Raw genomic sequence first — 373 nt, 5'->3', positions numbered from 1 at the left:
AAGCCCGGCAAGCCCGCGAGGTTAGCGGTGATGGTGTACAGGTCTTCCAGGTACTCGGCGATTGGGTCGCCGGTCTTGGCGCCAATCTTCCAGGCCGGGTTCGGCGTGGTTGGGCCGAGGATCACATCAACTTCTTCAAAAGCGGCCATGAAGTCGTTCTTGATCAGGCGACGGATTTTTTGCGCCTTGAGGTAGTACGCGTCGTAGTAGCCGGCCGACAGTGCGTAGGCACCGACCATGATGCGGCGTTGTACTTCGGCACCGAAGCCTTCGCCCCGGGAGCGTTTGTACAGGTCGGTCAGGTCTTTCGGGTTTTCACAGCGGTAGCCGAAACGTACGCCGTCGAAACGCGACAGGTTGGAGGAGGCTTCAG

At 59.8% G+C, this 373-nt stretch carries 1 protein-coding gene; it reads right to left on the bottom strand.

The window, feature by feature from the left end; genetic code table 11:
- Positions 1 to 373: amidase family protein (locus tag KZZ04_RS18525; protein ID WP_257903673.1), on the bottom strand; the 373-nt coding region annotated here is incomplete at both ends.

This window comes from Pseudoalteromonas sp. CR1 (genome assembly GCF_019392235.1).
In the GTDB taxonomy this organism is placed as follows: domain Bacteria; phylum Pseudomonadota; class Gammaproteobacteria; order Enterobacterales; family Alteromonadaceae; genus Pseudoalteromonas.
This window is presented reverse-complemented; position numbering and strand designations above follow the sequence as displayed.